This window comes from Citrobacter sp. RHBSTW-00881, assembly GCF_013728515.1.
GTDB lineage: Bacteria > Pseudomonadota > Gammaproteobacteria > Enterobacterales > Enterobacteriaceae > Citrobacter > Citrobacter braakii.
Genome location: NZ_CP056269.1, coordinates 2,799,404 through 2,822,032 on the forward strand (window position 1 = coordinate 2,799,404; position 22,629 = coordinate 2,822,032).

Annotated in this window: 20 protein-coding genes and 1 other RNA gene; 14 read left to right on the forward strand and 7 right to left on the reverse strand. The window is 50.9% G+C overall.

The window, feature by feature from the left end; translation table 11 throughout:
- Nucleotides 1–15: 15 nt before the first annotated feature.
- The 3 genes from sufB to HV311_RS13445 all read right to left on the reverse strand — a co-directional run bounded on the left by sufB (nt 16) and on the right by HV311_RS13445 (nt 3,537).
- Nucleotides 16–1,503, reverse strand: a complete 1,488-nt coding sequence (gene sufB / locus HV311_RS13435; RefSeq protein ID WP_191220058.1) for a Fe-S cluster assembly protein SufB — start codon at nt 1,501–1,503, stop codon at nt 16–18.
- Between the two features lie 8 nt (nt 1,504–1,511).
- Nucleotides 1,512–1,880 carry a Fe-S cluster assembly scaffold SufA gene (sufA, locus tag HV311_RS13440; protein ID WP_016152905.1) on the reverse strand — a complete coding sequence of 123 codons (369 nt, stop codon included), beginning with the start codon at nt 1,878–1,880 and terminating at the stop codon, nt 1,512–1,514.
- A 769-nt stretch (nt 1,881–2,649) separates the two neighbouring features.
- Complete coding sequence (locus tag HV311_RS13445; RefSeq protein ID WP_191220059.1) at nt 2,650–3,537, reverse strand: LysR family transcriptional regulator; 888 nt, start codon at nt 3,535–3,537, stop codon at nt 2,650–2,652.
- Nucleotides 3,538–3,659: 122 nt separating this feature from the next.
- On the opposite strand from HV311_RS13445, the gene HV311_RS13450 reads away from it, so the two are divergent.
- Nucleotides 3,660–4,511 carry a Vmh family MBL fold metallo-hydrolase gene (locus HV311_RS13450; RefSeq protein WP_191220060.1) on the forward strand — a complete coding sequence of 284 codons (852 nt, stop codon included), beginning with the start codon at nt 3,660–3,662 and terminating at the stop codon, nt 4,509–4,511.
- A 67-nt stretch (nt 4,512–4,578) separates the two neighbouring features.
- Here the strand turns inward: HV311_RS13450 and HV311_RS13455 are convergent, their stop codons facing one another.
- The 3 genes from HV311_RS13455 to ydiJ all read right to left on the reverse strand — a co-directional run bounded on the left by HV311_RS13455 (nt 4,579) and on the right by ydiJ (nt 8,308).
- Nucleotides 4,579–4,767, reverse strand: a complete 189-nt coding sequence (locus HV311_RS13455; RefSeq protein WP_029139522.1) for a YdiH family protein — start codon at nt 4,765–4,767, stop codon at nt 4,579–4,581.
- A gap of 77 nt (nt 4,768–4,844) precedes the next feature.
- Nucleotides 4,845–5,255, reverse strand: coding sequence for a 1,4-dihydroxy-2-naphthoyl-CoA hydrolase (menI, locus tag HV311_RS13460; protein WP_016152900.1), 411 nt, complete (start codon nt 5,253–5,255; stop codon nt 4,845–4,847).
- Nucleotides 5,252–8,308 (reverse strand): D-2-hydroxyglutarate dehydrogenase YdiJ, encoded by a 3,057-nt coding sequence (gene ydiJ, locus HV311_RS13465; protein WP_191220061.1) that lies wholly within the window; start codon nt 8,306–8,308, stop codon nt 5,252–5,254. Before ydiJ ends, menI begins: the two co-directional genes overlap by 4 nt.
- Nucleotides 8,309–8,521: 213 nt before the next feature.
- On the opposite strand from ydiJ, the gene ydiK reads away from it, so the two are divergent.
- From ydiK to HV311_RS13510, 9 genes are all read left to right on the forward strand, one after another.
- The gene (gene ydiK, locus HV311_RS13470; protein ID WP_016156362.1) at nt 8,522–9,631 is read left to right on the forward strand and encodes an AI-2E family transporter YdiK; all 1,110 of its coding nucleotides are present in this window, start codon (nt 8,522–8,524) and stop codon (nt 9,629–9,631) included.
- Nucleotides 9,632–9,815: 184 nt separating this feature from the next.
- An RNA gene (rprA, locus tag HV311_RS13475) (antisense sRNA RprA) lies at nt 9,816–9,923 on the forward strand.
- 158 nt (nt 9,924–10,081) lie between these two features.
- The gene (locus HV311_RS13480) at nt 10,082–10,438 is read left to right on the forward strand and encodes a YdiL family protein (protein WP_016156361.1); all 357 of its coding nucleotides are present in this window, start codon (nt 10,082–10,084) and stop codon (nt 10,436–10,438) included.
- A gap of 48 nt (nt 10,439–10,486) precedes the next feature.
- Nucleotides 10,487–11,707, forward strand: a complete 1,221-nt coding sequence (locus HV311_RS13485; RefSeq protein WP_191220062.1) for an MFS transporter — start codon at nt 10,487–10,489, stop codon at nt 11,705–11,707.
- A gap of 240 nt (nt 11,708–11,947) precedes the next feature.
- Nucleotides 11,948–13,183 carry an MFS transporter gene (locus HV311_RS13490; RefSeq protein WP_047417810.1) on the forward strand — a complete coding sequence of 412 codons (1,236 nt, stop codon included), beginning with the start codon at nt 11,948–11,950 and terminating at the stop codon, nt 13,181–13,183.
- Between the two features lie 21 nt (nt 13,184–13,204).
- Nucleotides 13,205–14,071, forward strand: a complete 867-nt coding sequence (gene ydiB, locus HV311_RS13495; protein WP_016156358.1) for a quinate/shikimate dehydrogenase — start codon at nt 13,205–13,207, stop codon at nt 14,069–14,071.
- A gap of 36 nt (nt 14,072–14,107) precedes the next feature.
- Nucleotides 14,108–14,866, forward strand: a complete 759-nt coding sequence (gene aroD, locus HV311_RS13500) for a type I 3-dehydroquinate dehydratase (RefSeq protein ID WP_191220063.1) — start codon at nt 14,108–14,110, stop codon at nt 14,864–14,866.
- 156 nt (nt 14,867–15,022) lie between these two features.
- Nucleotides 15,023–16,618, forward strand: a complete 1,596-nt coding sequence (locus tag HV311_RS13505) for an acyl CoA:acetate/3-ketoacid CoA transferase (protein WP_191220064.1) — start codon at nt 15,023–15,025, stop codon at nt 16,616–16,618.
- A 13-nt stretch (nt 16,619–16,631) separates the two neighbouring features.
- Complete coding sequence (locus tag HV311_RS13510; protein ID WP_003836610.1) at nt 16,632–17,783, forward strand: acyl-CoA dehydrogenase; 1,152 nt, start codon at nt 16,632–16,634, stop codon at nt 17,781–17,783.
- A gap of 54 nt (nt 17,784–17,837) precedes the next feature.
- On the opposite strand, the gene HV311_RS13515 is transcribed toward HV311_RS13510, so the two are convergent.
- Nucleotides 17,838–18,728, reverse strand: coding sequence for an AraC family transcriptional regulator (locus tag HV311_RS13515; protein WP_016152891.1), 891 nt, complete (start codon nt 18,726–18,728; stop codon nt 17,838–17,840).
- A 505-nt stretch (nt 18,729–19,233) separates the two neighbouring features.
- Between HV311_RS13515 and HV311_RS13520 the strand changes: the two genes are divergently transcribed.
- From HV311_RS13520 to HV311_RS13535, 4 genes are read left to right on the forward strand one after another with little or no spacing between them, the layout of a single operon-like run.
- Complete coding sequence (locus HV311_RS13520) at nt 19,234–19,998, forward strand: electron transfer flavoprotein (RefSeq protein WP_191220065.1); 765 nt, start codon at nt 19,234–19,236, stop codon at nt 19,996–19,998.
- 21 nt (nt 19,999–20,019) lie between these two features.
- Nucleotides 20,020–20,955, forward strand: a complete 936-nt coding sequence (locus HV311_RS13525) for an electron transfer flavoprotein subunit alpha (RefSeq protein WP_191220066.1) — start codon at nt 20,020–20,022, stop codon at nt 20,953–20,955.
- 54 nt (nt 20,956–21,009) lie between these two features.
- Nucleotides 21,010–22,299: an FAD-dependent oxidoreductase gene (locus HV311_RS13530; protein ID WP_046275857.1), complete on the forward strand. Its 1,290-nt coding sequence runs from the start codon at nt 21,010–21,012 to the stop codon at nt 22,297–22,299.
- Nucleotides 22,296–22,589, forward strand: a complete 294-nt coding sequence (locus HV311_RS13535) for a ferredoxin (RefSeq protein WP_016152887.1) — start codon at nt 22,296–22,298, stop codon at nt 22,587–22,589. The genes HV311_RS13530 and HV311_RS13535 overlap by 4 nt, the downstream gene beginning before the upstream one ends.
- The last annotated feature ends 40 nt before the right edge of the window (nt 22,590–22,629 follow it).

Here is a 22,629-nt window from a genome sequence, read left to right on the forward strand (position 1 = left end):
TGCTTTCCTTAAATTTTAACCGACGCTGTGTTCAAGACTTATGGCGAGAAGTTTTTGCGCTTCAACGGCAAATTCCAGCGGCAGTTCAGAGAACACGTCTTTACAGAAACCATTAACGATCATCGAAATGGCATCTTCTTCGCTGATGCCGCGCTGCAAACAGTAAAACAGCTGGTCTTCACCAATGCGCGAGGTCGTGGCTTCATGCTCAAGCTGGGCGCTGTTGTTACGACACTCCACATACGGGAAGGTGTGCGCTCCACAATCCACGCCAATCAGCATCGAGTCGCATTGGGTATAGTTGCGGGCGTTGGTTGCGGTCGGCATGATCTTCACTAAGCCGCGATAGCTGTTTTGACTGTGTCCCGCAGAGATCCCTTTCGAGATAATGGTCGATTTGGTGTTCTTGCCGATGTGGATCATCTTGGTGCCGGTATCGGCCTGCTGATAACCACTGGTCAACGCGACGGAGTAGAATTCGCCGATAGAGTTGTCGCCGCGCAGAATACAGCTTGGGTATTTCCAGGTAATGGCCGAGCCGGTTTCCGACTGCGTCCACGACATTTTGCTGTTTTCGCCTTCGCACAGAGCGCGCTTGGTGACGAAGTTCAAAATGCCGCCGGTGTTACCATCACCAGGGAACCAGTTTTGTACCGTCGAGTATTTCACTTCGGCATCTTTGTGGATGATGACTTCCACCACCGCGGCATGCAGTTGGTAGCTATCGCGTACCGGGGCTGAACAGCCTTCGATATAGCTGACGTAACTGCCCTCATCCGCCACCAGAATGGTGCGTTCAAACTGACCGGTTTTTTCCGCATTTATACGGAAATAGGTCGACAGTTCCATTGGGCAACGTACACCTTTCGGGACATAAATAAACGTGCCGTCGGAGGCCACCGCCGCATTTAGCGCCGCAAAGAAATTGTCATTACCCGGGACAACCGTACCCAGATATTGTTTTACCAGCTCAGGGTGATCGTGAATCGCCTCACCAAACGAACAGAAAATAATGCCCTGTTCCGCCAGTTTATCGCGATAAGTTGTCGCCACCGACACCGAGTCAAAAATAGCATCAACCGCCACCTCTTTGCCTTCGCGGACCGGCACGCCAAGCTGCTCAAATGCGTCCTCAACTTCTTTACTTAAAAACGCATTCGCCCCCGTTTGCTGCACCGCGCCCGGCTCAGACGCGCAGGTTTCATCGCAATTACCGCAGGACGGCGCGGAGTAATAACTGTACTCCTGGTAGTTCAGCTTATCGTAATGCGCTTTTAGCCAGTGCGGCTCTTCCATGGTTAGCCACGCTTTAAAGGCATTCAGGCGAAATTCCAGCATCCAGTCGGGTTCATTACGTTTTGCCGAAATCGCGCGCACGACATCTTCGTTGATCCCTTTCGCCAGTTCATCGGTTTGTAGATGGGTGAAGAAGCCCTCTTTGTAATTAAGGTGCCCGCCAGCCCAGGTGTTGACATCGTCAGTTGCTTCAGTATTACGAGACATAGTACCGCCTATACCCCAAAACTTTCGCCACAGCCGCATTCGTTCTGGGCTTTCGGGTTATGAAATTTAAATAGCTGATTTAATCCTTCGCGCACGAAATCAACTTCTGTGCCGTCGATGAACGGCATCGCCTGTAACGGTACATAAAGTCTGGCCCCCTCCGTTTCAAACAGCAGATCGTCTTTTTCCGCCTGGCGAACGGTGTCCAGCACGTAGCCAAATCCCGCGCATCCCGTTTGCTTCACGCCTAAACGCACGCCTAACATGTCGGGTTGCTTTGCCACCAGCTCGCGGATGTGCGCCGCAGCCGCTGGCGTTAACGTCAGACCACGCCAGGCAAAATCGTCCGGGTTAAATGTTCCTGAATGCAATTCCATAGGGTTACCTCGAGTCACTAGCTTTCAAGCTATAACAACATGTTAGTGATAATGATTATCACTTCAACCCCTCAACAGCAGGGGCATTCGGGTTAATCGCCCTTTTTGACCCCTTTTACTAAGCATAGACCCTGCTGCGTGGGTTAACAGGGATGGATTTTTTTGTTCAATGCATTGATTAATAATGGATTAAGTAATTTCAATCGGCGAGACAGGTCGATAATCAAAAGATGTATAGAAAATGACTATTTCTGTGATAGAAGGGGTAACTTCCTCTGTCAGGCTATACCTAACCAGGGAGTTATCAGAGATGAGATTCGCAGAGCGGTGAACGGAAAAAAGTTAACGGTTGGCTAACCACCCATTGCCATTTTTCACTCGCCCGTAGGCAGGGGTTATATTATTTTCAAGCTGATACGGTGACCAGAACAGCGCACACAGTAATGATTTACCAAAGGGTCTGTTCTGCATTCTCTGTGCGATATAAAGCGGTTTTGATTCTTTAAACTTAAATGTCACCACGGCTATTTTTTGACAACACCGGTCTGCAGACTCACGGCAAGTAGGTACAATCCCGTTCGGGCACTACGTGAAGACAACAAAAAACCCTTAAGGCTGCTTGCTGGCAGGCTTAAGGGTTCCGGCCCCATCCGGCGCTTATCTCCGGCACTCACGATGGCTTAGCTCTTGAAGGGGCGATAAGAATAATCTCACTTCCGGATATGTTTTGTTTAACACAAATTGCGATTTGACTATTTTATAAGCGTATTCAATCAATTATTAGGCGCTGTTTTTCACTGAGCGCGTCCAGCAACAGGCGCAGTCCTGCAGGCTGATGCTCCCGCGAAAGATATAAACCATAAATTGGCAGGCTTTTTGGTTGAAGCTCGGGCAAGAGTCTAACCAGCTTTCCCTGTGCCAGCCCTTCCCGCGCCTCCAGTTCCGGCACCAGCGCAATGCCCGTTCCCGCCAACGCCGACTCACAAAGCAACGAAGAGATCCCGGCGCTCAAATTGCCTTTAATCGCAACAGCGGCAGCCCGCCCCTGGGCATCCAGAAAGTGCCAGGATTTTCCGGCAAACCCGCTGTAGTAGAGACAATTATGCTGCGTAAGGTCGTCGATAGTCTCAGGAGTGCCATGTTGATGCAGGTACTCTACAGACGCGCACAGTACCGATTTACAGTCGCCAAGGCGACGGGCGATAGTTCCAGGTTCAGGGTTATCCGTTATACGGATCGCCACATCAATGCGTTCTCCAACGAGGCTTACCGGTTGATTATTGATCTCCACCTCGATACGCAGTTGTGGATACTTCGTCAGAAACGCGGGCAGTACCGGCGCTAAAATATGCATAGCTGTAAAATGCGCACAGGCCACACGTAGCGTGCCAGAGGGAGTTTGCGCGGCGCTGGCGGCACCAATATCCAGCGAAAGCTGCGCCAGAGAACGCGTTTTCACTAATGCCTCTTCACCCGCTGGCGTGATCGTCAGACGGCGCGACGAGCGATGGATAAGCCTTGCACCCGCCCATTTTTCCATCTCGTCGAGGTAACGACTGACCATCGGACGGGAAAGCCCCAGCGCACGCGCGGCGGCGCTCAGACTGCCCAAATCACAGATATGGTTGAATACCGTTGCCGCCATCACTCTGTCCATTGCATCCCATCCGATCGTTTTATGAAACTCAGCATGTCCTAATAAGGGAATTCTAACAGATCCGAATTTCCTTAAAATACAGGAACTATCAAAAGACAATTTCCTGCACAAGGATACCTGGCATGAAAGTTAAAACGCTGGCCCTGCTGTTACCTCTGTTCGCCTCTTCATCCTTTGCCGCGACGCTACAGCTGGACGTCTACAATCCACAGGACAAGGCTATTTTCCCGGTCTCTTCAACGCTGGTTTCAGGACCGAAAGAAGCAATATTGTTTGACGCACAGTTCAGTACTAAAGATGGTGAACAGCTGGTGCAGATGATTCGCGCCAGCGGTAAAACGCTGAAGGCCATCGTGATCACCTCCGGCGATCCGGATTTCTATTTCGGACTGCAGCCTATCGTCAAAGCCTTCCCACAGGTAAAAGTCCTGGCAACACCGCACGTAGTAGACCATATCCGTGCCACCAAAGAGGCCAAACTGCAATTCTGGGGTCCGCAAATGAAGGATGGCGCGCCAACATCGCTCACTGTTCCGCAAGCGACAACGCAAACGCATTTCACAGTTGATGGTGAAGCGCTGGAACTGCGCCACCCTAATGATTATGCAGCCTATGTCTGGATCCCGGCGAACCGTGCCATTATTGGCGGTACCGGCGTGGCGTCTGGTATACACGTCTGGACGGCGGATACGCAATCTGCAGAACAGCGTAGCGCGTGGCGTAGCGTACTGAGCGAAATGCAGAAGTTACAACCCACCCAGGTGGTCCCGGGGCATTACATCGGCGAACGCCCTGCGGGCGATAAAGCGATTCGCTTCACACAGGACTATCTGCAATCGTTTGAGCAGGCGTTAGGGGCGAAGAAAGGTTCGGATTATGTGATTAAAACCATCACCGCGGCATGGCCAGGTCTTGCAGACGCAAGTTCTCTGGAGCTAAGTGCGAAGGTTAATACTGGTGAGATGAAGTGGTGATTGAGATTTAACGCAAAAAATAACCCCGAACGCGTGTCGGGGTTTCATTACGATAAGCATACCGGAATCAATGAACGCCCATGCGCCAGGCAAAATAGATCTCTTCTTTTAGTTCAGTCGAAGAAAGCGTCAATAAATCCGCGAACTCCAGCTCTAACTGTTTCAGTCTTTTCAGGTACTGAGCTGGTGAAAGATCGGTTTTATCACGACGTAAAAACTCTATTGCCAGTTGGGCCGGGTCTAATTGGGTAGACATATCATCCTCGCTTGTGTTCAAAACCTGCACAGTATAACACCATTCCCTGTGCAGATAATGACCAAAAGCAATATGCATCACAAAATTGCTGTCGTCAGACGCGACGTGCAGCACAATCGTCCCTGCTCATCGAAGATTTCGATTTGCCATACCTGATGACGGGAGCCGGTATGCACCGCGCGACATACCCCTCTGACGCGCCCTTCCCGCGCCGAGCGAATATGGTTGGCGTTGACCTCCAGGCCCACCACTTTCTGCTCACCCTGAGTACACAGGTAGCCAGCCACCGAACCAATGCTCTCAGCCAGCACTACAGACGCGCCGCCGTGCAGCAAACCAAATGGTTGTTTAGTACGGTGGTCTACCGGCATTGTGGCTTCCAGCGTGTCATCGCCAATGTGCACAAAACGAATATCAAGCAGCCCAACCATATTTCCTTCACCCATGGCGTTGAGCGCTTCGAGTGTGACTTCACGTTTCCAGATCATCCTATAATCTCCAGCAGTGCCTGTAATGGATGGCGAACGCCCGTGCCTTCAACGCGTTTAACCTGACTGCGACAGGAGTATCCGGTAGCCAGACAACGGTTACGCGGCAATCGTTGCATTGCCTGGTGCCATGATAGCTCATAGATCCCCAGTGAGTTCTGATGATTCTTCACTTCGTGGCCATAGGTGCCCGCCATGCCACAGCACCCTACGCTGATGTTCTCCAGCTTTGCGCCAAAGCGGGCAAAAATAGCCGCCCACTGAGCAGGCGCGCCCGGCAGGGCCGTCACTTCGGTACAGTGTCCAAAGAAGTACCACGCTTCACCGCCCACAGCGACTGGCGGCTGTGATTCCACAACTGTCGATAACCATTCGTTGGCGAGTAACACATGGAAATCGCCCCGCTGTTCCCCGAGCGCCAGTTTGTATTCATCGCGATAGCAAAGCACCAGCGCCGGATCGACACCCACCATCGGAATATTCAGCTTCGCCACCCGATTGAGAAACTCAGATGTTTTCTTTGCGGTTTTAGCAAAACGGTTTAAAAAGCCCTTAATATGCTGGGCCTTGCCATTTGGCGAGAACGGCAGCAGTACCGGCTGCAAACCCAGCTTTTCAACCAGACGTATAAAATCAGCCACCACCTGTGCATCGTAATAGCTGGTGAACGGATCCTGCACCACCAGCACCGTACGGGCTTTTTGCTCAAGGCTGAGTAATTCGAGCTGTTCCAGCGTCATATTGGCGGAACGATGGCCAACCAACTGACGTTGAAGCGACGGCGCAGACAGCAGCGGTAAGTCGACCATGCCGATGTGCTTTTTAGCCAGATTACGCACCAGCGGCTGGTTGATGAAGAAGTTAAACGCGTTGGGTGCCCGCGCCATTAACGGCGCATAGCTCTCAACGGTCGCCACCATGTGATCGCGCAACGGCCGCAGATAACGCGTGTGATACAACTGCAGGAAGCGTGAGCGGAACTCCGGCACATCGATTTTAATCGGGCACTGTGTGGAGCAGGCTTTACACGCCAGACAACCCGACATTGCCTCTTTCACTTCGTGCGAGAAATCGTATTCGCCTTTGCGCGCATGCCAGCTATTGCGGGTACGGGCAATCAGCGTACGTAAACTGGCACGTTTTTCCGGTAGCTCTTTTTCCAGCTGTAGCGGGTCAATCCCGCGATCTGCCAACAGACGCAGCCATTCACGCACCAGCGTAGCTCGCCCTTTCGGTGAATGGATACGGTTGAGGCTGATTTTCATCGACGGACACATCGGGCTTTTCGCATCAAAGTTAAAGCATAACCCGTTGCCGTTACACTCCATCGCCCCACGCCACTCCTGGCGTACGGCCAGCGGGATCTGACGGTCATACGTTCCGCGCTTCACCGCGTCCACTTTCATCATCGGCGCATCAACATCCTCCGGTGGACAGATTTTGCCCGGATTGAGCCGGTTTTGCGGATCAAACACCGATTTCACTTTACGCAGTTCGCGATACAATTCCTCACCGAAGAACGCCGGGCTATATTCTGCACGAAAACCTTTCCCGTGCTCGCCCCACAGCAGACCGCCATATTTTGCCGTCAGCGCGACAACATCGTCAGAAATGCGTTTCATCAGCACTTCCTGCTGCGGGTCGCACATATCCAGCGCCGGTCTGACGTGCAGCACGCCTGCATCCACGTGACCAAACATGCCGTAACTCAGGCCGTGGCTATCGAGCAGCGCACGGAACTCGGCAATATAGTCAGCCAGATGTTCCGGCGGAACGCAGGTATCTTCAGCAAACGGAATCGGCTTCGCGGCCCCTTTCGCATTCCCCAGCAGACCGACGGCTTTTTTACGCATCGCGTAAATGCGCTCGACGCCTGCCAGCTCGGTACATAGCTGCCAGCCTATAACACCCGCTTCCTGACGCGCAATTAAGCCATCCAGCCGTTCGCACAGTGCGCTGACCTGCGAATCAATCAATGCTTCATCGTCACCGGCAAACTCCACAATATTCAGACCCAGCATCTCTTTATCCGCCACATCGGTAATCAATTCACTTACCGAGTGCCAGACAATATCTTCCCGTGCCAGGTTAAGCACTTTGGAGTCGACGGTTTCTACCGACAGCGCGCGCGCTTCCACCATCACCGGGGCATTTCGCAATGCCGAGTCGAAAGAGTCGTACTTAACGTTAACCAGTTGTCTGACTTTGGGTAGCGGCGTGATATCCAGACGGGCTTCGGTGATAAACGCCAGCGTACCTTCAGAGCCAGTAAGAATGCGGGTTAAATCAAATTCGGTCATCTCATCGTTAAAGACGTGCCGCAGATCGTAACCGGTCAGGAAGCGATTAAGTTTCGGGAATTTATCAATGATCAGCTGTCGGTTGTCGCGGCAACGCTCATAAACCGTCTTGTAAATGCGGCCAATAGTGGTGTTGCTATTACCCAGCGTTTGGGCAAGTTCGACCGGCATTGGCTGGGTATCAAGAATATCGCCGCCCATCAGCACCGCGCGGATACCCAGCACGTGATCGGAGGTTTTACCGTAAACCAACGAGCCTTGTCCGGATGCGTCGGTATTGATCATCCCACCCAGCGTTGCCCGGTTACTGGTGGATAACTCGGGGGCAAAGAAATAGCCGTAAGGCTTGAGAAACTGGTTGAGCTGGTCTTTTATCACCCCGGCTTCGACCCGCACCCAACCTTCCTGCGCATTGATTTCAATGATGCGGCTCATATAGCGGGACATATCAACAATAATGCCCTGATTCAGCGCCTGACCGTTGGTCCCGGTGCCGCCGCCGCGTGGGGTAAAAATCAACGAAGAGAAAAGAGGTTCCGCCGCCAGACGAGCAATGAGCGCCACATCTGCGGTTGAACGAGGGAATACGACAGCATCAGGAAGCAGCTGATAAATACTGTTATCCGTCGACATTGTCAGACGATCGGCATAGCTCGTTGCCGTATCGCCCGTAAATCCTTGCTGCTCCAGTGCCTGCAAAAAATTGAGCACCAGTTGAACGACACCTGGCGCCTGAGAAATTTGTGGAATCATTATAGTGACCCTTTCCTGCGGTCTGTGTTGTGAATTTAATCGTTTGCGTGTTGCTTTGTTTGTTGTATCACATTTTTTTCTAATACGCTCAGCAGATTTACAGGCAGAATCCGCCTGTTAAAAACCGCTGAAATTGCTCATCATTACAGGGTGTCATTTAAGTGTTCACGTCGCGTCAACGTTCTGGCGCAAAGACAAAGGTGAAAAGTATTTATGGTAAATTTCCGCCAGCCCAAGGATATTGCACAAGTGCTGCTATCGGCGCTGTTTTTAGCCGTCATGATTGTGGCCTGTCTTTGGATTGTTCAGCCCTTTATCCTCGGTTTTGCATGGGCGGGGACGGTGGTCATTGCGACCTGGCCGATCCTGCTACGCTTACAAAAATTGCTCTGGGGCCGTCGCTCGCTGGCCGTGCTGGTGATGACCCTGCTGCTGGTGCTGTTGTTCATCATTCCTATCGCGCTACTGGTCAATAGCATTGTTGATGGCAGCGGGCCATTGATCCATGCCGTAACCGCAGGCGATATGACCCTGCCGGATCTGGCGTGGCTGAACAGTATTCCGTTGGTCGGCGCCAAATTGTATGCCGCTTGGCACAGTCTGCTGGATATGGGCGGCGCGGCCATCATGGCCAAGGTTCGTCCTTATATCGGCACGACGACGACCTGGTTTGTTGGCCAGGCTGCACATCTTGGCCGCTTTATGATGCACTGTGGTCTGATGCTGCTGTTCAGCGCCCTGCTGTACTGGCGCGGTGAACAGGTGGCGTTAGGTATTCGCCACTTCGCTTGTCGCCTGGCATCCAAACGTGGCGATGCCGCCATTCTGCTGGCAGCACAAGCCATTCGCGCCGTCGCATTAGGCGTTGTGGTCACCGCGCTGGTGCAGGCAGTGCTCGGTGGTATTGGTCTGGCGGTAACCGGCGTGCCGTACGCCACGTTGCTGGCGGTATTGATGATCCTGTCTTGTCTGGTGCAACTGGGGCCATTGCCGGTGCTGGTCCCGGCCATTATCTGGCTGTACTGGACGGGCGATTCAACCTGGGGCACGGTGCTGCTGGTGTGGAGCGGCGTGGTCGGAACGCTGGATAACGTTATTCGCCCGATGTTGATTCGCATGGGGGCCGATTTGCCGCTGATCCTGATTCTCTCAGGGGTCATCGGCGGACTGATTGCCTTCGGCATGATTGGTCTGTTTATCGGCCCGGTGGTACTGGCCGTGTCCTGGCGTCTGTTCTCCGCCTGGGTAAACGAAGCCCCTGCGCCAGGTAGCGATCCCGACGAAATCCTCGAAGAAATTGCTGAAATCGAACGCAATAAGTAATCCCACGTCAGGCGGCACCGCCGCCTGATTGTTTAACAATACTAATCAATTCCGCCCGCTTACTGAATAAGACCCAACGTTATCCTTCTTTAAATACTCATTTGCTTCGCAAATTATTTACAGTTTTTAAACTATTGAGATGAATCTGATCGACGTAAAAAATCAGTATGCCTACTATTAGCCCATGGCTTTAGATCAACACATTGATTTATAAGCATGGAAATCCCCTGAGTGAAACAACGAATTGCTGTGTGTAGTCTTTGCCCATCTCCCACGATGGGCTTTTTTTTGTCCTTCGCGCGCCTCGCCACCAACCTTACCGCACAACAGATCCCCTCTTCCCCGTTGATAAACAAATAATATTGCACAAGATACTGTGACTCTCTTCAAGCCGAAATATCCACAGCAATGTTATTACTATTCCACCGTCTTTTATGAGGTGATCAAATAATGAACGCATTAGAACTCCAGGCTATCCGCCATATTTTTGCTATGACGGTAGAAGAAAGCGCTATGTATATCTCGCGGGATCACAATGTTGCCGCCTGGCAACAATGGGAGAATGGCGAAAGGGAAATCCCGGAAGACATCACGCGCATTTGTGCAGAAATGAAAGCCAGACGAAAGTTAAGAATTAACGCCATTATCGAAAAAATAAATAACCGTATCGGTAATAACACCATGCGTTTCTTTCCCGATCTGATCTCTTTTCAGGCGGTTTATCAGCACGATGATTTTCTCGACTGGAAAATCTATCAATCGGCCGCTGTTGAACTGTATGCCCACGACCTTGAGCGTTTGTGTTAAGAGACCGCAGCGCCACACTCATTTAGCCTTTTCGCTGAGTAACATATTATGAAAAACACCTATTTCTCCACTGCGATAGGGCTGTACTTTAATTACCTGGTACACGGCATGGGGGTCATTCTGATGAGCCTCAATATGTCTTCACTGGAACAACAGTGGCACACCGATGCCGCAGGGGTCTCAATTGTTATTTCCTCACTCGGCATTGGCCGTTTAAGCGTCTTATTGGTGGCGGGTATGCTTTCCGATCGCTATGGCCGCAGACCGTTTATTATTTTCGGTATGGTCTGCTACCTGCTGTTCTTTGTAGGCATCATCAATACTCACAGCATTTATATTGCCTATGCTTTTGGATTTTTAGCCGGAATGGCAAACAGTTTTCTTGACGCCGGAACTTACCCCAGCCTGATGGAGGCGTTTCCCCGCTCTCCCGGCACGGCTAATATCTTAATTAAAGCGTTTGTTTCCATCGGTCAGTTTCTGCTGCCGATGATTATCAGTCTGCTGGTGTGGGCAGAACTTTGGTTTGGCTGGTCCTTCTTTGTGGCGGCCGCGGTAATGCTAATCAATGGCGTATTTTTGTTTCGCTGTCGATTCCCGGCCCATCCTGGGCATCAAGCCCCCCTCAAGGCATTACCCGTTGAACAGAAAAGCATACAATCTGAACATCGTTGTTCTCTTCTCGATCTCGCCAGTTACACTCTGTACGGCTACATCGCCATGGCGACATTTTATCTGATAAGCCAGTGGTTGGCACAGTACGGACAGTTTGTCGCCGGGATGTCCTACACCTTATCGATCAAGCTGTTAAGCATTTACACCTGCGGTTCTCTACTGTGTGTGTTGATCACCGCGCCACTGGCACGAAAGACGGGGCGCGCAACCTCTCTGTTAATGCTGTACACCTTTATCTCATTTATCGCATTGCTGATGGTCTGCCTGCATCCGTCGATCTACATGGTGATCGTCTTCGCGTTTGTCATCGGTTTCTCTTCAGCCGGAGGCGTTGTACAAATCGGTTTAACGCTGATGGCCGCACGCTTTCCCGATGCGAAGGGCAAAGCTACCGGGATTTACTACAGCGCGGGCAGCATTGCGACCTTCACCATCCCACTGATAACGGCAAGACTCTCGCAGACCAGCATTGCTCACATCATGTGGTTTGATACCGGCATAGCTGCGGTAGGCTTCCTGTTAGCATTGTTTATTGGCTATCGCAGCCGTATCGCGACAAAGCAGCAACTAAACATGGCGACGGTCGTAAAATAATGCGGATGCAATATTGTTCTCCCCCGCTGCAAAATAATTGGTCGCGGTTTTAAAACTTCAGCAAAATCTTGGTTGAAAGAATTAAGTTTCACAGTTGAGCATGCAACATACCTGGTAACTTAAACGCCATGCTATGTAGGCACAATATCAGCGCCTCGGTATATTAATCACAAGGTCGCCGCAATTTAAACAAAATCGACGAGCACAGAACAATTTTAAAATCCGCAAGGAGTTGTGAACATGTCTCAAAATAAGACCTTTAATACGCCATTCCTTTTGGCGATAATCTGTATTTATTTAAGTTATTTTTTACACGGCATTAGCGTCATTACACTGGCGCAAAATATGAGCTCTCTCGCAGAAAAATTCTCCACTGACAATGCTGGGATAGCCTATTTAATTTCCGGCATTGGTCTTGGTCGCCTGGTGAGTATTTTATTCTTTGGCGTGCTCTCAGATAAATTTGGTAGACGGGCTATCATTCTGTTAGGGGCAATTCTGTACATGCTGTTTTTCTTCGGCATTCCCGCCAGCCCGAATCTGATGATTGCCTTTATTCTCGCTGTTTGTGTCGGCGTCGCTAACTCGGCCCTGGATACAGGTGGCTATCCGGCTTTGATGGAATGCTTCCCTAAGGCGTCTGGGTCAGCGGTTATCCTGGTTAAAGCGATGGTCTCATTTGGGCAGATGATCTACCCCATCGTCGTCAGCACCATGCTGCTCAACCATATCTGGTATGGCTATGCGGTCATTATCCCGGGGGTACTGTTCGTCGTCATAACGTTGATGCTGCTCAAAAGCCGTTTCCCCAGCCAGATGGTGGATGCGGGCATTGCAAAAGAGCTACCACAGATGAACAGTAAACCGCTGGTCTGGCTGGAAGGCGTAGCCTCCGTTATGTTTGGGGTGGCCGCATTTTCGACCTTTTACGTCATCGTAGTCTGGATGCCGAAATACGCGATGGCATTTGCCGGCATGGCAGAAGCCGACGCGCTGAAAACCATCTCTTACTACAGTATGGGATCGCTGGTCTGCGTGTTTATTTTTGCTGCACTGCTCAAGAAAATGGTTCGACCCATTTGGGCGAATGTGTTTAACGCCGGGCTGGCAACCCTCACCGCAGCGGTTATCTATTTATATCCATCCCCATTGGTGTGTAACGCCGGTTCATTTCTTATCGGGTTTTCTGCCGCAGGCGGTATTTTACAGCTCGGCGTTTCGGTGATGTCAGAGTTTTTCCCCAGGAGCAAAGCCAAGGTCACCAGTATTTATATGATGATGGGGGGCGTAGCCAACTTTATTATCCCATTAATCACCGGATACCTTTCAAACATTGGCCTGCAGTACATCATTTTGCTGGACCTCGCATTTGCTTTGCTGGCCTTCATCACCGCCATCATCGTCTTTATTCGTTACTACCGCGTATTTGATATTCCCAAAAATGATGTGCGGTTGGGCGAACGTTATTTTCAATAAATTGCTTAGAAGGAGTATCAAATGGACGTAACTGCAAAATATGAACTGATTGGTCTGATGGCCTACCCTATCAGACACAGCTTGTCGCCTGAAATGCAAAATAAGGCATTAGAAAAAGCGGGATTACCTTTTACCTACATGGCATTTGAAGTCGATAACTCCACGTTTGCTAATGCGATTGCCGGGCTGAAGGCTTTAAAGATGCGCGGTACCGGAGTCTCAATGCCCAACAAACAACTGGCATGTGAATATGTTGATGAATTAACGCCTGCAGCCAAACTGGTCGGCGCGATTAATACTATCGTCAATGATGATGGTTACCTGCGCGGCTACAATACTGATGGTACAGGTCATATTCGTGCCATCAAGGAAAGCGGTTTCGATATCAGGGGTAAAACCATGGTACTGTTGGGCGCAGGCGGCGCGTCAACGGCCATTGGCGCCCAGGCGGCGATTGAAGGCATCAAAGAAATCAAACTCTTTAACCGTCAAGATGAGTTCTTTGCCAAAGCGCAGGAATTCGCCAAACGTGTTAATGAAAATACCGATTGCGTGGTCACCGTTATCGATCTCGACGATCGACAGGCTTTTGCGGACGCACTGGCAAGCGCGGATATTCTGACCAACGGTACGAAAGTGGGAATGAAGCCGCTGGAGAACGAATCTCTGGTGACCGACGTTTCCCTGCTACGCCCGGATCTGCTGGTGACTGAATGCGTCTACAACCCGCATATGACCAAATTATTGCAACAGGCACAACTTGCCGGTTGCAAAACGATTGATGGTTACGGCATGTTGTTATGGCAAGGGGCTGAACAGTTTAAACTCTGGACCGGGAAAGATTTCCCTCTTGAGTATGTGAAACAGGTTATGGGTTTTGCAGCCTGATGGGCAAGCATTTGTAAAATATTTAAAGGGTAATCGATGAAAACCGTAACCGTAAAAAACCTCGTCATTGGCGAGGGTGCGCCGAAGATCATTGTCTCACTGATGGGTAAAGACATCGCAACGGTAAAAAGCGAAGCGCTGGCCTATCGCGAGGCGGATTTCGACATTCTGGAATGGCGCGTTGACCATTTCACCGAGGTGTCCTCCGTTGATGCCGTACTGGAAGCTGCACGCGCCATCCGCGATGTGATGTCTGACAAACCGCTGCTGTTCACCTTCCGTAGTGCCAAAGAAGGTGGTGAACAGGCGCTGGCTGTCGAAAACTATATTGCGCTAAACCGTGCGGCGGTAGATAGCGGTCTGGTCGATATGATTGACCTGGAGCTTTTCACCGGTGACGAACTGATTAAAGGCACCGTCGAATATGCACATGCAAAAAATGTCGCCGTCATTATGTCGAATCATGATTTCCATAAGACGCCAGCGGCACAAGAGATTGTCCTGCGCCTGCGTAAAATGCAGGAGCTTGGCGCTGATATCCCGAAAATCGCCCTGATGCCGCAAAACAAAACGGATGTATTGACCCTGCTTGGCGCAACTCTGGAAATGCAGGAACGCTATGCCGATCGCCCGATCATTACTATGTCGATGGCTAAAACAGGGGTGATTTCACGTCTGTCCGGTGAGGTTTTCGGTTCAGCGGCAACCTTTGGCGCGGTGAAAAAAGCCTCTGCCCCTGGGCAAATTTCGGTCACCGACCTACGTACTGTTTTGACCATATTGCATCAGGCGTAATAGTACCGTTTATCCATATTAATATCAGTAATGCCCTGCCCCAGATATTCGCTTAATCACGAATATCGGGCAGATGGCCGGACATTATTAAATAACTCACATTATTATTGTCGAATATAGCGACAGGTAGTCGCACGCATATAATCTGGAGTTCATATGAAATTATCAAGACCAAAACGCATTGATGGTCGGGTCCCCGTATTATCCGCAGCGGATGCCATTAATTATATTCCTGATGAGGCAACGCTCTGCGTATTAGGCGCAGGCGGCGGTATTCTCGAAGCAACAACATTAATTAATGCGCTGGCTGAAAAATATAAAAATGCACACTCACCCCGAAACTTATCATTGATTAGCCCAACGGGATTAGGTGACCGTGCTGACCGTGGAATTAGCCCGTTAGCACAAGAAGGTTTAGTCAAATGGGCATTATGCGGCCACTGGGGACAATCACCACGAATTTCCGACCTCGCTGAGCAGAATAAAATTGCCGCCTATAACTATCCTCAGGGCGTATTAACCCAGACCCTGCGTGCCTCGGCAGCCCACCAGCCGGGTATTCTGAGTGAGATCGGTATCGGAACATTTGTCGATCCCCGCCAACAGGGCGGAAAGCTGAATGAAGTGACCACCGAAGATCTGATCAAGCTGGTGGAAATTGATAACAAAGAGTACCTCTACTACAAAGCCATTGCGCCAAACATCGCCTTTATTCGCGCCACCACCTGCGACAGCGAAGGTTACGCCACGTTTGAAGATGAAGTTATGTATCTCGACGCGCTGGTGATTGCTCAGGCCGTTCACAACAACGGCGGCATCGTCATGATGCAGGTGCAAAAAATGGTGAAGAAAGCCACACTGCACCCAAAAGCCGTGCGTATTCCGGGCTATCTGGTCGATATTGTGGTCATCGATCCCGATCAAACTCAATTGTACGGCGGCGCGCCGGTTAACCGCTTTATCTCGGGCGATTTTGTCCTTGATGACAGCCAGCAGACTGCCCTGCCGCTCAATCAGCGTAAACTGGTGGCCCGACGCGCCCTGTTCGAAATGCGTAAAGGCGCGGTCGGCAACGTTGGCGTGGGTATCGCCGATGGTATTGGTCTCGTTGCTCGCGAAGAAGGCTGCGCTGACGACTTTATTCTGACGGTCGAGACCGGTCCGATTGGCGGAATTACCTCCCAGGGCATCGCTTTTGGCGCCAACGTCAACACCCGCGCGATTCTGGATATGACCTCCCAGTTTGACTTCTACCACGGCGGTGGGCTGGATGTATGCTATTTAAGCTTCGCCGAAGTGGATCGCCACGGCAACGTCGGCGTACATAAATTCAATGGCAAAATTATGGGGACCGGCGGTTTTATCGATATTAGCGCGACCTCGAAGAAAATAATATTTTGCGGCACCTTAACTGCCGGAAGCCTGAAAACGGAAGTTGCCAATGGCAAATTAAATATCGTGCAGGAAGGCCGGGTGAAAAAATTCGTCAACGAATTACCTGAAGTCACTTTCAGCGGAAAAATTGCACTCGAGCGCGGACTGGATGTGCGTTACATCACCGAGCGTGCTGTATTTACGTTAAAAGAAGATGGTCTTCATTTAGTCGAAATTGCGCCAGGAGTCTCTTTACAGGAAGACATTCTGGACAAAATGGATTTCCCTCCGGTTATTTCTCCGGAACTGAAAATGATGGACGAAAGATTATTTATCGATGCTTCGATGGGTTTTATATTGCCCGATGCCGCCAATTAAAAGGAGTACCCTGATGGATTTTTCATTAACTGAAGAACAAGAGCTGCTGCTTGCCAGCATTCGCGAACTGATTACCAGCAATTTCCCGGAGGAATATTTCCGTACCTGCGATCAGACGGCGACCTATCCGAAAGAGTTTATGCGCGCCCTTGCGGACAACGGTATTTCAATGCTGGGCGTTCCGGAAGAGTTCGGCGGTATCCCGGCAGATTACGTCACGCAGATGTTGGCACTGATGGAAGTTTCCAAATGTGGCGCACCCGCTTTTTTAATCACGAACGGTCAGTGCATTCACAGTATGCGTCGTTTTGGCTCCGCCGAGCAGTTACGTAAAACGGCAGAAAGCACCATGGAAACGGGCGATCCGGCTTATGCGCTGGCATTAACCGAACCGGGAGCAGGTTCAGACAATAACAGCGCCACCACCAGCTACACCCGCAAAAACGGCAAGGTATATCTCAACGGGCAAAAAACCTTTATCACCGGCGCTAAAGAGTACCCTTATATGCTGGTACTGGCTCGCGATCCGGAGCCGAAAGATCCGAAGAAAGCCTTTACACTGTGGTGGGTGGATTCGAAGAAACCCGGCATTAAGGTTAATCCGCTGCATAAAATCGGCTGGCACATGCTCAGCACCTGCGAAGTTTATCTTGATGATGTTGAAGTAGACGAAAGCGATATGGTCGGCGAAGAAGGCATGGGCTTCCTCAACGTCATGTACAACTTTGAGATGGAACGGTTGATCAACGCCGCGCGTAGTACCGGTTTCGCCGAGTGCGCCTTCGAAGATGCCGCCCGTTACGCTAACCAGCGCATCGCATTTGGTAAACCGATTGGCCATAACCAGATGATCCAGGAAAAACTGGCGCTGATGGCGATTAAAATTGAAAACATGCGCAATATGGTGTTGAAAGTGGCCTGGCAGGCCGATCAGGAACAGTCGCTGCGGACCAGCGCGGCGTTGGCAAAACTGTATTGCGCCCGCACGGCAATGGAAGTGATTGATGACGCCATTCAGATCATGGGCGGGCTGGGTTACACCGATGAAGCGCGCGTTTCCCGATTCTGGCGCGATGTTCGCTGCGAGCGCATTGGCGGCGGCACCGACGAAATTATGATTTACGTCGCCGGACGCCAAATCCTGAAAGATTACCAGAATAAGTAAGCGGTAATTCGTGCCGGATAGCGCACAAGCGTTTTCCGGCACGAGCCTGGATAATCAGACCTCTGGCATCAAACATTCCTGCTCAACCAGATTATTTTTAAACTGCTTGCGATAATCACTGGGGGTACAACCCACATGCCGCTGAAAGAGTTTGGCAAAGTGATCGACATTTTCATACCCTACCCGCCAGGAGATTTCCGCTAACGAAGCTTCCGTATTCGTCAGGGCAAATTTCGCCTCGGTCATTCGTCGCTGAATCACATAATTGATCGGCGAAATTCGATACTCCTTAGTAAATTCATGGCAGATATAACTCACGCTGGCCCGGAATTTTTTGGATAACTGATCGAGAGTAATTTTTTCACGGAAGTTATTATTTAAATAAACCAGCACATCTTTAATTAAGACATCTTTTTTAATATAACCTTGCTCAGAACGATAGGCATTTTTAAAGTTTTCGTAAAATAAAACGGTTAGAGCATAAGCAAAAGCGTCGTAGGCTGAAGATGTCAGGTTATTTTTGCTCTGGGGGAGCATAACCCCCAACTCATTAAAGATACTCTTAATAACCTCCTTCCCCTGAGTAACGCTAATCACCGGACACGAGTGCATCTGCAATAGCTGATTATCCTGCCAGCCGTTGAAACGAAAACCGTAGAGCGCGCAGGTGTAAGTCGTTGCAGGCGCGCTACTATCCGAAGCAACCGCATGGAGTCGCCCTTGCTCTATCACCACGATATCCCCGGCATGCGCGACATACAGCGACGAATCGATAATTAATCTTGCGACCCCTTTTTTGACATAAATAAGCTCTGTTTCATTATCGTGAACGTGATGACCCGACTCCCAGTTAGGGTCATCACTGATGACGAATCGCGAGAATCTCGGGGTTTTCCCCTGTTCAAAAAGGGTCTCCACGGCATTATCAAAGCAGCGTTGATACATGACAACCTCCACCTAAAGGCAGCAATTTTGGGATTATTAATATCAGAAAATAAAAATGATAATGACGTTATACAACGTTATTCCTTCCCGGCGAAACAAAATTATTTGCGCCGTCTGCAAGATGACACCTTTTGCTTTGGTACATTGCTGCCATTGATTATTTGCGTTTTATAATAATCAAAAAGAATAAATGTTATTAAGTCTGCATTAATAATTTACATATAAGAAACAAATTCAGCGCAGAGGCGATTAAAAACATGACGCATTTCGCAATTATTTTCACTGTCTTTGTGTTCCCGTTTTTTCCTCTGGTACGCACCGTCTGATTATTGCTGATAAACCAGGCATTCCCGGGACGTTTTTTTTGCAAGATTGTTGGCAATGAAAACAGATTTCCCCGTCGAAAACAGCCCTCCCTCTGTCGCACACTATTTTCAGTCAATTTTCCCTACTGTCGATAATGACGCACCACGTCATCATCCACACGAGAATCACTGGAGATGCCATGAAAATAATAACCTGCTTTAAGTTGGTGCCTGAAGAACAGGACATTGTTGTTACCCCACAGCGCTCGCTTAACTTTGACCGGGCCGATGCCAAAATCAGCCAGTTTGACTTAAATGCGATAGAGGCCGCAGCGCAGCTTAGCGCAGAGGGTGATGAAATCGTCGCCTTAACGGTGGGCGGGTCGCTACTACAAAACTCCAAAGTGCGTAAAGACGTGCTGTCCCGCGGGCCGGACAGTTTGTATATGGTGCAGGATCCACAACTGGAGCATTCATTACCCCGGGATACCGCTCAGGCGCTGGCCTGTGCGGCCAACAATATGGATTTCGACCTGATGCTGTTCGGTGAAGGATCGGGGGATATCTACGCGCAGCAGGTCGGCTTACTGGTTGGGGAACTATTACAGCTCCCGGTGATTAATGCCGTCAGCAGCATCCAACGTAACGGCGATCGCCTTGTGGTTGAGCGCACGCTTGAAGATGAAGTCGAAGTAATTGATCTGCCGCTCCCCGCCGTACTGTGCGTGACGTCGGATATCAACACACCGCGTATTCCCTCGATGAAGGCGATTCTGGGCGCGGGTAAAAAACCGGTCACCCCGTGGCAAGCCAGCGATATTGGTTGGATACCTGCGTCACCGTTAGCGGAACTGGTGAGCCTTACCGTGCCGCCGCAAACAGAACGTCAGCACACCATTCTGGAAAATGACTCAGCAGAAGCCATTGCCAAACTGGCTGAACACCTGAAAAAAGCCCTGAACTAAGCCCAACGGAGAGAAATCATCATGAGTAAATTAGCCAACGTCTGGGTGTTCAGCGATAACGTAGAACGCTATGCAGAATTAATGGCCGGCGCTCGCCTGTGGGGTGAGCAGGTACACCTTATCGTACAAGGCAGCGACCAGGCCAATCAGTTGCAAGCCCTGGGCGCCGATAAGATAGTCGTGCTCGACGCAACCTCCGGTTTACAGCGTGTTGAAAATTACGCTGAGACCATCGCCGCCCTGATGCAGGAACACGCCGGGCTGCTGCTGATGTCCGCGACTAAACGAGCCAAATCCCTTGGCGCACGCTTAAGCATTCAGCTCAACGCAGCGATGGTGAACGACGCCACATCGGTAACGCTGGATGCAGGCATTTTGTTCGCCGAACACCGGATGTATGGTGGTCTGGCATTTGGCAAAGAAAAAATCAAAAGTACGCTGGCGATTATCACACTTGCTCCAGGCCAGCTTGAACCGGTCGCGGAAAACGCCTCACACAACTGCCCGGTTGTCTCAGCAACGTACATCGCGCCGCACCATGAAGTGATGTGCCTGGAGCGTCGCGCCAAATCCGTGAGCAGCGTGGATCTCAGTAAAGCCAGGCGCGTGGTGGGTGTGGGTCGCGGTCTGGTGGCGCAAAACGATCTGGAAATGGTGCGCCACCTGGCATCCGTGCTGGGTGCTGAAGTGGGTTGTTCACGACCGATTGCCGAAGGCGAAAACTGGATGGAACGCGAACGCTACATTGGCGTTTCTGGCGTGTTATTGAAATCAGACCTGTATCTCACGCTGGGCATCTCAGGACAAATTCAGCATATGGTCGGCGGTAACGGCGCGAAAGTCATTGTCGCCATCAACAAAGATAAAAAAGCCCCTATTTTCAATTACGCCGATTACGGTCTGGTGGGCGACATCTACAAAGTGGTTCCGGCCCTTATCGACCATCTCAGCCGCTAACCCCGTTTAACGCACATCTCCCGCTGCCCTCGCGGCGGGAAAGGAGCATAAAGCATGTCAGATGAAAAATTTGATGCCATTGTGGTCGGTGCTGGTGTAGCGGGTACAATGGCAGGTTACGTTATGGCCCGGGCCGGACTGGACGTACTGGTTATCGAGCGCGGCAACAGTGCGGGCAGTAAAAATATGACCGGCGGGAGACTCTACGCGCATAGCCTTGAGCGCATCATGCCCGGATTCGCGCAGGAAGCGCCTCTCGAACGTAAAGTCACCCGCGAAAAAATCTCCTTCCTGACCGAAGAGAGCGCCGTTACCCTCGACTTCCATCGTGAAAAAGACAACGCGCCAGCGCAGGACTCTTATACCGTTTTGCGCAACCGGCTTGACCCATGGCTCATGGAAAAAGCGGAACAGGCTGGCGTGCAGTTCATCCCCGGCGTGCGCGTCGACGCGCTAATTCGCGAAGGCAATAAGGTCACCGGTGTGCAAGCCGGGGACGATATCCTTGAAGCCAATATTGTCATCCTTGCCGATGGCGTTAATTCTATGCTGGGACGGTCGCTGGGAATGGTTCCCCCCTCTTCTGCGCAGCACTATGCCGTTGGCGTAAAAGAGCTGATCGGCTTACCGTCGGCGGTGATTGCGGATCGGTTCAATCTGTCAGGCAACGAAGGTGCAGCCTGGCTGTTCGCAGGCTCACCGTCTAATGGACTGATGGGAGGCGGATTTCTGTATACCAACCAGGATTCCATCTCTCTGGGCCTGGTGTGTGGTCTGGGGGATATTGCCCATGCCACGAAAAGCATTCCGCAAATGCTGGAAGACTTTAAGCGACACCCGACTATTCGTCCGCTGATTGCCGGCGGAGAACTGCTGGAGTATTCCGCACATATGGTACCGGAAGGCGGTCTGGCAATGGTTCCGAAACTGGTTGATGACGGGGTAATGATCGTCGGCGATGCCGCTGGTTTCTGTCTGAATCTGGGTTATACCGTGCGCGGCATGGATTTGGCGATAGCTTCCGCAGAAGCCGCCGCCCAAACAGCCATTGCAGCAAAAGAGCGCCAGGATTACTCGGCCAGTAGCCTGATGGATTACAAACGCGCCCTCGAACAGGGCTGTGTGATGCGTGATTTACAGCATTTTCGCAAGATCCCGGCGCTGATGGAAAACCCGCGCCTGTTCACCCAGTATCCCCGCATGGTGGCCGATATCATGAACGATATGTTTACCGTCGACGGAAGCCCAAATCAGCCCGTTCGCAAGATGATCATGTCCCATGCCAGGCAAATTGGGCTGATGAACTTACTGAAAGACGGCATCAAGGGGGCCACCGCACTATGAATCAGGACACTAACGTTAACGTCGACGTCAAACTGGGCGTCAATAAATTTAATGTTGATGAAGGCCACCCGCACATCATTCTGGCTGAACATCCCGACCTTAATGAATTTCGCAAGTTGCTGAAAGCCTGCCCCGCCGGACTGTATAAACAGGATGAGAGTGGAAATATTCATTTTGATTCCGCAGGCTGCCTGGAGTGCGGCACCTGCCGGGTGCTGTGCGGTGACACGATCCTCACACAATGGGAATACCCGCTCGGAACATTTGGCGTTGATTTCCGCTACGGCTAACGGATTTTGCATGTTGTACGCCGGATTGGCCCCGCCTGGC

Bases quoted from the DNA above. Each gene is read 5' to 3' on its own strand.
- sufB (WP_191220058.1), bottom strand. From the start codon at position 1,503: ATGTCTCGTAATACTGAAGCAACTGACGATGTCAACACCTGGGCTGGC.
- sufA (WP_016152905.1), bottom strand. From the start codon at position 1,880: ATGGAATTGCATTCAGGAACATTTAACCCGGACGATTTTGCCTGGCGT.
- HV311_RS13445 (WP_191220059.1), bottom strand. From the start codon at position 3,537: ATGGACAGAGTGATGGCGGCAACGGTATTCAACCATATCTGTGATTTG.
- HV311_RS13450 (WP_191220060.1), top strand. From the start codon at position 3,660: ATGAAAGTTAAAACGCTGGCCCTGCTGTTACCTCTGTTCGCCTCTTCA.
- HV311_RS13455 (WP_029139522.1), bottom strand. From the start codon at position 4,767: ATGTCTACCCAATTAGACCCGGCCCAACTGGCAATAGAGTTTTTACGT.
- menI (WP_016152900.1), bottom strand. From the start codon at position 5,255: ATGATCTGGAAACGTGAAGTCACACTCGAAGCGCTCAACGCCATGGGT.
- ydiJ (WP_191220061.1), bottom strand. From the start codon at position 8,308: ATGATTCCACAAATTTCTCAGGCGCCAGGTGTCGTTCAACTGGTGCTC.
- ydiK (WP_016156362.1), top strand. From the start codon at position 8,522: ATGGTAAATTTCCGCCAGCCCAAGGATATTGCACAAGTGCTGCTATCG.
- HV311_RS13480 (WP_016156361.1), top strand. From the start codon at position 10,082: ATGAACGCATTAGAACTCCAGGCTATCCGCCATATTTTTGCTATGACG.
- HV311_RS13485 (WP_191220062.1), top strand. From the start codon at position 10,487: ATGAAAAACACCTATTTCTCCACTGCGATAGGGCTGTACTTTAATTAC.
- HV311_RS13490 (WP_047417810.1), top strand. From the start codon at position 11,948: ATGTCTCAAAATAAGACCTTTAATACGCCATTCCTTTTGGCGATAATC.
- ydiB (WP_016156358.1), top strand. From the start codon at position 13,205: ATGGACGTAACTGCAAAATATGAACTGATTGGTCTGATGGCCTACCCT.
- aroD (WP_191220063.1), top strand. From the start codon at position 14,108: ATGAAAACCGTAACCGTAAAAAACCTCGTCATTGGCGAGGGTGCGCCG.
- HV311_RS13505 (WP_191220064.1), top strand. From the start codon at position 15,023: ATGAAATTATCAAGACCAAAACGCATTGATGGTCGGGTCCCCGTATTA.
- HV311_RS13510 (WP_003836610.1), top strand. From the start codon at position 16,632: ATGGATTTTTCATTAACTGAAGAACAAGAGCTGCTGCTTGCCAGCATT.
- HV311_RS13515 (WP_016152891.1), bottom strand. From the start codon at position 18,728: ATGTATCAACGCTGCTTTGATAATGCCGTGGAGACCCTTTTTGAACAG.
- HV311_RS13520 (WP_191220065.1), top strand. From the start codon at position 19,234: ATGAAAATAATAACCTGCTTTAAGTTGGTGCCTGAAGAACAGGACATT.
- HV311_RS13525 (WP_191220066.1), top strand. From the start codon at position 20,020: ATGAGTAAATTAGCCAACGTCTGGGTGTTCAGCGATAACGTAGAACGC.
- HV311_RS13530 (WP_046275857.1), top strand. From the start codon at position 21,010: ATGTCAGATGAAAAATTTGATGCCATTGTGGTCGGTGCTGGTGTAGCG.
- HV311_RS13535 (WP_016152887.1), top strand. From the start codon at position 22,296: ATGAATCAGGACACTAACGTTAACGTCGACGTCAAACTGGGCGTCAAT.